At 44.7% G+C, this 8,287-nt stretch carries 13 protein-coding genes and 1 pseudogene; 6 read left to right on the top strand and 8 right to left on the bottom strand.

What is annotated here, in order from left to right:
* Window positions 1-153: 153 nt before the first annotated feature.
* The gene (locus tag B4C70_RS08750) at window positions 154-591 is read right to left on the bottom strand and encodes a hypothetical protein (protein WP_290778529.1); all 438 of its coding nucleotides are present in this window, start codon (window positions 589-591) and stop codon (window positions 154-156) included.
* Window positions 592-805: 214 nt separating this feature from the next.
* On the opposite strand from B4C70_RS08750, the gene B4C70_RS08745 reads away from it, so the two are divergent.
* Window positions 806-1,114, top strand: a complete 309-nt coding sequence (locus B4C70_RS08745; RefSeq protein WP_290778526.1) for a DUF4162 domain-containing protein — start codon at window positions 806-808, stop codon at window positions 1,112-1,114.
* On the opposite strand, the pseudogene B4C70_RS08740 reads toward B4C70_RS08745, so the two are convergent.
* The 3 genes and pseudogenes from B4C70_RS08740 to B4C70_RS08730 form a co-directional block, all read right to left on the bottom strand.
* A pseudogene (locus B4C70_RS08740) lies at window positions 1,103-1,686 on the bottom strand (YdeI/OmpD-associated family protein). The gene B4C70_RS08745 and the pseudogene B4C70_RS08740 sit on opposite strands and share 12 nt — an antisense overlap.
* A gap of 63 nt (window positions 1,687-1,749) precedes the next feature.
* Window positions 1,750-2,835 (bottom strand): GGDEF domain-containing protein, encoded by a 1,086-nt coding sequence (locus tag B4C70_RS08735; protein ID WP_290778523.1) that lies wholly within the window; start codon window positions 2,833-2,835, stop codon window positions 1,750-1,752.
* 154 nt (window positions 2,836-2,989) lie between these two features.
* Complete coding sequence (locus B4C70_RS08730; protein ID WP_290778519.1) at window positions 2,990-3,373, bottom strand: hypothetical protein; 384 nt, start codon at window positions 3,371-3,373, stop codon at window positions 2,990-2,992.
* A gap of 219 nt (window positions 3,374-3,592) precedes the next feature.
* Between B4C70_RS08730 and B4C70_RS08725 the strand changes: the two genes are divergently transcribed.
* Window positions 3,593-4,129 (top strand): hypothetical protein, encoded by a 537-nt coding sequence (locus B4C70_RS08725; RefSeq protein WP_290778516.1) that lies wholly within the window; start codon window positions 3,593-3,595, stop codon window positions 4,127-4,129.
* 74 nt (window positions 4,130-4,203) lie between these two features.
* On the opposite strand, the gene B4C70_RS08720 is transcribed toward B4C70_RS08725, so the two are convergent.
* From B4C70_RS08720 to B4C70_RS08710, 3 genes are all read right to left on the bottom strand, one after another.
* The gene (locus tag B4C70_RS08720; protein ID WP_290778513.1) at window positions 4,204-4,626 is read right to left on the bottom strand and encodes a MarR family winged helix-turn-helix transcriptional regulator; all 423 of its coding nucleotides are present in this window, start codon (window positions 4,624-4,626) and stop codon (window positions 4,204-4,206) included.
* 75 nt (window positions 4,627-4,701) lie between these two features.
* Complete coding sequence (locus B4C70_RS08715; RefSeq protein WP_214853427.1) at window positions 4,702-5,037, bottom strand: MarR family transcriptional regulator; 336 nt, start codon at window positions 5,035-5,037, stop codon at window positions 4,702-4,704.
* 167 nt (window positions 5,038-5,204) lie between these two features.
* Window positions 5,205-5,744 (bottom strand): hypothetical protein, encoded by a 540-nt coding sequence (locus B4C70_RS08710; protein ID WP_214729939.1) that lies wholly within the window; start codon window positions 5,742-5,744, stop codon window positions 5,205-5,207.
* 193 nt (window positions 5,745-5,937) lie between these two features.
* Between B4C70_RS08710 and arr the strand changes: the two genes are divergently transcribed.
* Both arr and B4C70_RS08700 read left to right on the top strand, forming a co-directional pair.
* Window positions 5,938-6,339: an NAD(+)--rifampin ADP-ribosyltransferase gene (gene arr, locus B4C70_RS08705; protein ID WP_214853434.1), complete on the top strand. Its 402-nt coding sequence runs from the start codon at window positions 5,938-5,940 to the stop codon at window positions 6,337-6,339.
* Between the two features lie 142 nt (window positions 6,340-6,481).
* The gene (locus B4C70_RS08700) at window positions 6,482-6,658 is read left to right on the top strand and encodes a hypothetical protein (RefSeq protein ID WP_155960154.1); all 177 of its coding nucleotides are present in this window, start codon (window positions 6,482-6,484) and stop codon (window positions 6,656-6,658) included.
* Window positions 6,659-6,669: 11 nt separating this feature from the next.
* On the opposite strand, the gene B4C70_RS08695 is transcribed toward B4C70_RS08700, so the two are convergent.
* Complete coding sequence (locus B4C70_RS08695) at window positions 6,670-7,107, bottom strand: Rrf2 family transcriptional regulator (RefSeq protein WP_290778508.1); 438 nt, start codon at window positions 7,105-7,107, stop codon at window positions 6,670-6,672.
* Between the two features lie 164 nt (window positions 7,108-7,271).
* Between B4C70_RS08695 and B4C70_RS08690 the strand changes: the two genes are divergently transcribed.
* Together B4C70_RS08690 and B4C70_RS08685 are read left to right on the top strand one after the other, a co-directional pair.
* Entirely contained in the window at window positions 7,272-7,907 is a 636-nt protein-coding gene (locus B4C70_RS08690; RefSeq protein WP_290778505.1) for an NAD(P)-dependent oxidoreductase, read from the top strand.
* A gap of 128 nt (window positions 7,908-8,035) precedes the next feature.
* Complete coding sequence (locus tag B4C70_RS08685; RefSeq protein ID WP_214729935.1) at window positions 8,036-8,218, top strand: hypothetical protein; 183 nt, start codon at window positions 8,036-8,038, stop codon at window positions 8,216-8,218.
* Window positions 8,219-8,287: the final 69 nt, after the last annotated feature.

Raw genomic sequence — 8,287 nt, 5'->3', positions numbered from 1 at the left:
ACAAACGAAGGATCAATTGATTCGCCCGGTCTTTTTGTTCATCGGAACCGGTCATCTCATCTTGACTGTCCTCGGAATCTTGCAGCTGTACCGTCAAACTGGATGATAGCAAAACCCCACTGACGCAATAAGACGACAGTGGGGATATTGTGATTACTGAACGTTTAATATGAATCCAAATTGTCCGTCTCCTTGTTTCCAGCGGGAGTTTAATTCATAAGCATAGATACCAGGCTTTGTTGGAGCATTGAACTGGTCATTGTTCAAAGTGACGCGAGACTCTTGTTTTTGATCATCCCATTGTATCAGTTTCACGCTTTTAGGATCACCGGATAACTCGACACGGACGGGTGCTCCAGCAGAGACGGTAACTGGCGTTTTCCCTTTTGCTAGGTCAAGACCGTCACGGTACGTCTTATCGACACATTGACTGCGGAGTAAGCTATCCCAGCAATAAGATCCTTGGACAGTCGGAACATCCTTTCCTTTTGCCTCGACTTCGGGATTCGGTGGCGCACCACGGAACGGTTCGAAAACGATGATGCAAACGACTAGAATAAGAAGAACGGCTAACACTAAGGTACGTTTCATGAGACACCTCCATTTGTTTTTATTTATTTTATCAAAATAAAACAAAGCAAGCGGAGGTGTCTTTCAAAAGAAAGGCTATTCCTTTCTTAAATTTCGAGAATCCGTTGTTGACGGATGGGTGCTTGATCCAGCGGTAATGTTGCGACGTACAACTGAATGTTTGTTAGTGGAACCTCCGGGAGAAAATCAAGGACATCATCATGTTGAAGCGCACGTGTGGTCGCAGCGGCCGTCGTACCGCGCTCATGCCAGTGGAATCGTCCGCTCTGGAACCGTTGCGTCCTTACAAGAAGCAATGAGGCAGGAAATTCAAATCCGTATTCGGACTGTTCCGCGATTAGAGCCATCGCATCTGCCAGCATACGCTCGGCTTTTGTCGCAAGTTGATGATTGTACACGGCTTGATTTATCGACGGAAGAGGATATTCCAGAGTTACTCGTCATGCTTGCGAAACAAGACGTCAAAGTCTACGAGGTGCAGATTGAACGCCAATCGTTAGAAGAGATTTTCTTAGCGGTCTGACCGATCAGCCTCTGATTCCGTCTCCGGAAGCTCTTCGAGTAAGAGACGACCTCCGTCATTCCATTGACCGTACATCTGATTCAGTTTCGTTTTTTCAATCAACGTTTGCAGACGTTTTTCATAGAGAGCGGGATCCTTACGTACACTTTGAATCGTATCAATCCGGATGCGTCGATAGAGCTCCGGGAAGTCATTAAACTGTTCATGAACGACCGGGTCTTCTTGTAGACGCGTCTTTATTACGTCATCAATAACGAACGCATCAGGTCGCATATCCGGGAGAACTTGTCGTCCGGACGGTTGCATCAAACCGAGCCGTTCTAAGCGACGGACNNGTTCTTTCGACGCGGGGTGAACCGTTGCGCCAGTTCACCGTCCGCTGTCTTCTTCACAATTCCATCAATCCAGCCGAAACAAAGTGCCTCCTCGACGGCATCAAGATAGAGTAAACCTTCTCCTGACTGTTTTCGACTGAGCATCACCCAACAAAAGGATACGTGATCCGCGTGTTTCGTCAACCATTGTCGAAAGTCCTCGCGATTAGTGAACCGTAAGACGTCCGTGATCTCCATGCTCGTTCCTCCTGTTCATATCGAAATCCCCCTTCGTGTTACACGAGGAGGGATTTCACCTTTTTATCGTAACGGGTCATGATGAAAGACACGATTCCGACCACTCTTTTTCGCTTGATAGAGGGCAGCGTCTGCCTGCTGGATTGTCTGTAGAAAATTGTAGATCTCAGACGGTTGATGGGTTTGGCGAGACACACCAATCGATAACGTCACTTGTAGCGGTTCCGTCGCTGATAACTCATACGTTCGCGTGGCACTGGCTTCACAAATTTGTTCCGCGATTCGACGCGTCTCAGGCAATGAATATTCTGGTAACAGCATCATGAATTCTTCACCGCCGAATCGCCCGAGCACACAAGAAGGGGGACAATAGGACGTAAGCAAGGCACTGATTTGTCGTAAGATATGATCCCCTCGATCATGACCGTATGTATCGTTGACCTGTTTGAAATGATCGACATCGATGATCATGATTGAAAAGTTCATCTGTTGTGATTTATATCGTTGGACCGTCTCTTCTAAATGGCGCCGATTATCAAGTCCCGTCAACATATCCGTCAAAGCGAGACGCCGATGCATCCGGACTTGATGGAAGTGCCAGCGGACTTGATGCAAAATACTGTGTAGCAGGAGACCGGCACAGCCGTTTCCGACGAGAAATACCGTCATCGCCGTCACGTCATTCGGACGAACATGTTGAACGAATGGTAAACAAAGAATGAGTGCGATTGAAAAAATGATCGGAAACGAGATAAAGCGATCCGGTGCTTCATTTTGTAAGTATAAGACAACGATGCTGACGATTAGATACGTACCGACAAGCCAAAATGCATGATTGGAATGAAAAACAAACGTTTGAAGGGAAGCGAAGACGAGCGTCGTAATGAAGCCGCTACTGATGCCTCCATAGATGAAGGCGATGACGATTAAAGTAATCGACAAATCGAAACGAAATCCCTCATAGGTGATGGCATTGTGAATGACCCAGTAGCCGGCACCGGTTGCAAGAATGAGCACTAACAGATTTTTTTTCAGCCAACTGTCGAGCGTATTTCGGAATTGAAACCGCTTAAAAAAGAATAGAGAGATGAGCACGAAGAAAAAGGTTAAAGCGACGTTGAGGATGAGATGATTCAATGTATTCCACATATTCGTGTTCCTCTCGAATGGTTTCTGAAAGATAATTACAATAAAATGATTTACTTAGTAAATATTTATTCTATACAACCAAAGATACCCTAAAGGTGTATTAAAGTATCGTAATTACCTTATCTTTAAAAAAGATAACAGGTTCTCTTCTAAATCAATAATACTCTGAGATTTTCTCGCGTGAAGACTCGATTAGATAATCAAGTGAGACGAAATTATGAATGAATGCAAACGAGCCAATTTCCTTGATGGATACCCCTAATCTCTCTGCATCTTGATTGCGGACATCTTCATTCGAGTGCAGAATTTCAAAGCCTGCTGCTTGCATTCTCTCCCCGTCGAATTCGAGGGTGACGATATCTCCATCTTGCCACCCACTCTTCAATTGATGAAAGTGCATTTGGTACGCTTCGCTTGGAGGATCGACTTCAAACGCGATCAAGCCTTTTGGTGCGTCGACTTGGAATGCCGGCGATAATCCTCCGCGTGTCACGATGGATTTCATATGATGCCGATGTGTCATATGACGTAATAGCATGGTCAGACCACTCCTTTTCATCTATTATTACGCGACGGCGTCAGAATATCGAGAAAAATTTTAAAAAGAAATTGATTCAAAAAATGAAATTGAAAGATAATAGAAATCGGATAACACATTTCCTTGATTCCTGAAAAAGGAAATTTTGAATATCTCCTTTTTGTATAATGAGTGTAATCATATTGATCACGAACAATTTTTAAAGGAGGGAACGATTGGATGAGAATCGTGAAGATAGACCGATTGATAGTAGCATTAAGCATCTTTAGTGGACTTCTTGTATCCTTGGGTCGCTCGACGCAAGTATATCCACAACAAATTAGCGGCAATGGGAATCTAGGGTTCCTACCACTCATGCTACTCCTGTTACTTTTTCCAATCGGGATCATTCTGGTGTTGAAATGGATAAGAGAAGCGCAGTTACGTTTTTTATCCTTGATTGGTTTATCAATCAGCACGATGATCTATCTTGTGTGTGGCATCATTTATCAAATCGAACAGTTCAGCCAGTATCAAGTGTTGGTCAAACAACAAGTCATTGCAGATCGTGGAACGATCGATGACGGTTATTTAACGAGTATTACGTCGATGCCTTCGCCCTATATGAACAGTCAATACTTTAACGGCAACACCTTCTTGATTTACTGGGCAAGCATCTTATTAATGGCGAGCTTGATCGCATGGTGGACTCGAGAGGAATGGCAAATATCTGAGTCAGATTATAAAATCGCGCGACATGATGTTACCAATGAATAACAAAAAGAGTCCTTCTCTCTCCTGTACCGTGCAGAAGAGAGAAGGACTTGCAAAGTTTTAGCGACTAGAAGCATTTAAAAATGATCGCTCTGCATTTTATGCAGCAATTGATCAAACGTTTCGTGGTCCTTTGACGTAAAAGCACGGAAATAACGATCATCGATTTCCTCGATTTCAGAAGCGGACGTTTGGATCAACTTCGTTCCCTGTTCTGTCAACAAAACCCGCTTTTCTCGATTGATCCGTTTCCGGATGACGAGATGTTCAGCAAGTAATTTCTTGACCGTTTGTGAAATGGCGCCACTTGAGAGTTCAAGCGTTCGTTCAAGTGATTTTTGCGTCGCACTTTCTTGGTGATACAAGGTCATCAATAAATCGAATTGGGACTTCGAGAGTCCTTTTGGTCTCAACACATCGTTGACTTCTTTCGAATAACGGCCATGGAGTCGCTGAATGGCGTTCCAGTGCTGCATCGAGGATTCGAATGTGAAGGTCATATTTTTTCCTCCTCTTTCGTCACGCAGGGTTGAGCTTATCGAAGAAACGGACCAATTCTTCTTGTTGTCGAGCCGTCAAAGCGGCGAATTGTTCTTGATGAAACGTTCGTAGGCGGGCACCACTTCTTGTAGGATGGCTGTTCCTTTTTCCGTCAGCAGAAGATAGTTCGTCTTCCATTTCCGTTGACGCGTGATCAGTTGCCGGTCGAACAGTCGTTTGATTCCGTGTGAAATCGTGCCCTCGGTCACTTGGATCCGTTCGGCGATTTCCTTCTGACTCGTGCATGAGGTCGTGTGTAAGCAACGTAATACTTCCAGATTCGTATGGGAAAGATCCCAGTGTTTTAAGAAATCGTTGGCACGCTTGATTTGTTGATTATGATAGGCCGCAATTTTATGCCGGCATGCCATTGGATATGTCTCTGTAGTTGTTGTCCTGGAGAACTTCTTAAATATAGAATGTACTGCTGTTGAACTAGTTTCACCATACCATATTAAAAATATCTCATGCTACTAGTTTGAGCGAAAAACCATCACTTTCCATTATTTCGATATACCTATAAAAAATCCTGATCGAATCAAATCCGATCAGGAAGTATACCGCTTGATAACGTGAGATACGAATCCTTCAATTGGAATCCATATTTCGTAAAGCACATCTCAGAGACGCGTCCTTGTAAGGTGATCGTCGCATAGTCGCCACGAATGACAAAAGACTTGAATTTTTTCACAATGTCTTGAATCAAAGCCTCGAGCAACAAACCACGTTCGCCAAGACCTTCTTCTCTGACATTGATTTCAATTAAAGAAAACGTACCATATTCTGTATTTTCCGTCTGTTTCGTACCTTCATAAAGAACGGTCAAATAGGATCGTTTCGAGACAAGCGATCGACTATTCGGTGGTTCAAGAATCGTAACGTAATAACTTAGTGAAGGGAGACGTAAGTTTCGAGTGACCTCAACAATCTGGCGTTGATTATTATATGCAAGCCCAACGATTTGTTCTTGTGGATGATTCGGCACTGTCAATCCTTCTTGCTTACAAACGGTTTGCCACTCGGCTTCTGGAATCCAGACAGCCTCTTCGGTTTTCGCTAAAGCTTTAAAGAACTTCACGTTAAACGGATGACCTCCTATATAAAATGACTAATCCCATCATGCCTGACGGGTAGATGAAAAACGATTTACAATCTGACGACAAATTTGTCTTCTTTTGCTATAAGTATACCTTGAAATTTCATTTTGAAACAGACTACATCTCGATGAATCTACTGTCTATACTGAATGTATCAAGTCAGGAGGCGAGTATATGAAAACAGTCGAAGGTCCATTTTTCCATGGCACGAAAGCGACACTTCAAATCGGTGACGAATTAAAGCCGGGACATGCATCGAATTTTCGAGAACATCCGCTTCAACATATCTATTTCACAGCAACGCTCGATGCAGCGAAGTGGGGCGCGGAGCTCGCACAATCTGACGCTCCAGAGCACATCTACCTCGTCGAGCCGCTCGGAGCGTATGAAGATGATCCGAATTTGACGAACAAACGATTTCCAGGCAATCCGACCAGGTCGTATCGTTCGACTGAACCTGTGAAGATCATCGCTGAACTCGGAACGTGGGAACGGCATGCGGACGAAGAGATTGAGACGATGAAAGCATCGCTTCAGCGGTTACGAGCAGAAGGGAAGGACACGATTATCGATTAACAAATCAATCTTACTCATTCCGTTTTTTGAAACTCGCTATTTCAACATCAACAGCTGATGATGAACTCTTTATTTAATCAACTAATATCATCATACAAGAGAAGGACATAATGGTACAATATGTAAAAAGGGGGTTATTCGATTGTCTCGCTACAAACAAGAAAAGAAACAAACACTCGATCATCTACGCGATGGTGTTGATCAAGGTCTTGGTAGTGCCGTACCTCGTGGACAAAACGACGGAATGCGCGGACTTGAGATGCTTGCAGTCGTCGTAATCCTTGGTGGAGGATATTTGCTATACCAATGGTTTTTCTAAAGTAAGAAGCATCATCCTTTCGAGGACGATGCTTCTTTTTGTTTGATTTCATTGACGATATCATCAAGCGTGACATGAGCCAGCACTTTCTCAAGGGCGGATTGTGCAAGCTCGAAGATTGGCGTGACCGTCGATTGGATGTTTCGTCCGACCGGGCAGTCTGGATTCGGTGCTGCATGGACGCCGAACAATTCCTTGTCCGGTACGACAGCGACAGCGTGATAAACGTCAAGCAGCGTGATGCTAGACAATGGACGGGCGAGCCGCGCACCGGCAACACCCGGACGAACTTCAATCAAATCGGCTTTTTTGAGCATGCTCATGATTTTACGGATGACAACCGGATTCGTATTGACGCTGTAGGCAATCAAGTCGGATGTCATTTTCTCGTCGGTTGCAATCAACGAGAGAATGTGGATGCCGACGGAAAAACGTGTACTGATGGCCAACCGATGACCCCTCCTTCTTAAAAACAGTGTTCTCTTATTATACGTCGTATTGTTCATTTGGCAAGAAACGGGGAATAGAGACAATAATGTTGACAAACACTTCAATTGTAACTATATTGGTTACATGTAATCGAAGTAGTTACATATCAAAAGGAGGAATCATCATGAACATTGGAGTGATCGGTGCAACAGGAAAAGCAGGGCAATTGATTCTACAAGAAGCAATCGAGCGCGGGCATGACGTCACAGCAATCGTCCGCAATGCGGCAAAAGTGACGGCTAACGTCACGATTCTCAAGCGCGATGTCCTCGCTCTGACGAAAGACGACTTGAACGAGTTTGACGCAATCGTCAATGCGTTTAACGCAGCACCCGGTGAGGAGACGAAACATATCGAAGTCGGGCGTCACTTGATCAATCTGTTAGCAGGCAGTAAGACGCGCCTATTCGTCGTCGGTGGAGCTGGTAGTCTATTCGTTGACGAGAGTCATTCGACACGCGTCATGGAAACACCGGATTTCCCGGAAGCGTATTATCCGACAGCCTCGAATATGGGGAAAAATCTGATCGAACTACAAGGACAGCAAGACGTGACGTGGACGTATCTCAGCCCCGCTGGATTCTTTGATCCGAGCGGTCAACGAACAGGAACGTATTTGGTCGGCGGCGAGCAGATGATTCTAAATGCAAAAGGGGAAAGCTATATCAGTTACGCGGATTACGCTATTGCTGTAGTGGATGAGCTTGAAAAGGGACAACATCTCAACGAACGATTTTCCGTCGTTGGTGAACAAGGATGACGGTGTCAGACCGACGTATCTAGTCGGTCTTTTTTGATGGGCGGAGTGAGAGATACAGCGGAGGACGGATGGCGAATCAGCGCAGTTTGCTTAAAATGAGAAGAGAAACGACAAAAGGAGAATACATCATGATGCGACGATGTTTTAGTATCATCAGTCTGTTAGCGATCTTGATCGACTGTACGACGTCGACGCAACCGTCTCGATTCGAACGTTCGGAACCAGTCGCGACGATTGAGGATCATTACACGGGACAAATCAATTGGCCGAGTGACGCCGATCCGTTGCTTGAGCTTCATGCCAAACCGTGATCTACATATTGTCGATCAAAGGGGCTGACTCAAAAAAAGAATGACTCGTCTTTTCACGCCCTTTCCTCA

The sequence above is a fragment of the Exiguobacterium sp. UBA5002 genome (assembly GCF_002396765.1).
Taxonomy (GTDB): domain Bacteria; phylum Bacillota; class Bacilli; order Exiguobacteriales; family Exiguobacteriaceae; genus Exiguobacterium_A.
This window is presented reverse-complemented; position numbering and strand designations above follow the sequence as displayed.

Excerpts from the sequence above, each read along its gene's own strand:
- arr (WP_214853434.1), top strand. The coding sequence starts at position 5,938 with ATGAAAACAGTCGAAGGTCCATTTTTCCATGGCACGAAAGCGACACTT.
- B4C70_RS08730 (WP_290778519.1), bottom strand. The coding sequence starts at position 3,373 with ATGCTATTACGTCATATGACACATCGGCATCATATGAAATCCATCGTG.
- B4C70_RS08735 (WP_290778523.1), bottom strand. The coding sequence starts at position 2,835 with ATGTGGAATACATTGAATCATCTCATCCTCAACGTCGCTTTAACCTTT.
- B4C70_RS08685 (WP_214729935.1), top strand. The coding sequence starts at position 8,036 with ATGATGCGACGATGTTTTAGTATCATCAGTCTGTTAGCGATCTTGATC.
- B4C70_RS08750 (WP_290778529.1), bottom strand. The coding sequence starts at position 591 with ATGAAACGTACCTTAGTGTTAGCCGTTCTTCTTATTCTAGTCGTTTGC.
- B4C70_RS08720 (WP_290778513.1), bottom strand. The coding sequence starts at position 4,626 with ATGACCTTCACATTCGAATCCTCGATGCAGCACTGGAACGCCATTCAG.
- B4C70_RS08715 (WP_214853427.1), bottom strand. The coding sequence starts at position 5,037 with ATGGCATGCCGGCATAAAATTGCGGCCTATCATAATCAACAAATCAAG.
- B4C70_RS08690 (WP_290778505.1), top strand. The coding sequence starts at position 7,272 with ATGAACATTGGAGTGATCGGTGCAACAGGAAAAGCAGGGCAATTGATT.
- B4C70_RS08725 (WP_290778516.1), top strand. The coding sequence starts at position 3,593 with ATGAGAATCGTGAAGATAGACCGATTGATAGTAGCATTAAGCATCTTT.